The sequence below is a fragment of the Rhizobium sp. SVR5-9E genome (genome assembly GCF_056755095.1).
This window is the reverse complement of sequence record NZ_JBNDHS010000278.1, coordinates 1-369: the sequence shown is the minus strand read 5'-3', so window position 1 is coordinate 369 and position 369 is coordinate 1. Positions and strand designations below refer to the sequence as shown.

1 pseudogene is annotated in these 369 nt (G+C 40.1%); it reads left to right on the top strand.

Features of this window, described 5'->3' with window-relative positions:
* Positions 1–369, top strand: a pseudogene (locus ACPYOJ_RS34780) (hypothetical protein); the annotation flags it as partial.

Genomic DNA, 369 nt, shown 5'->3' with positions numbered 1-369 from the left:
ACTTGTTGCCGCAAAAGTAGTTTCTGATGTTCAGCTTAGGACTGCAAAAGCAAATTACGCAGCCGCAGTAGCAGCTGCTTCACAGGCAAGAGCATCCGTTGGAAGTGCAAAAATCAATGTAGGATTTACAACGATTACAGCACCGGTAAGCGGTTATATCGGAAGAATTCCTTATAAAAAAGGAAGTCTGATTTCAAGAACAGATCCCAGCCCATTAACTTTATTATCCGACATCAGCGAAATTTACGCTTACTTTTCTTTAAGCGAACTGGATTTCATTGCTTTCCAGAATAAATATCCGGGAGCCACTTTAAATGAAAAACTGAAAAATATGCCAATGGTAGATTTGGTCATTGCAGACAACAGCAC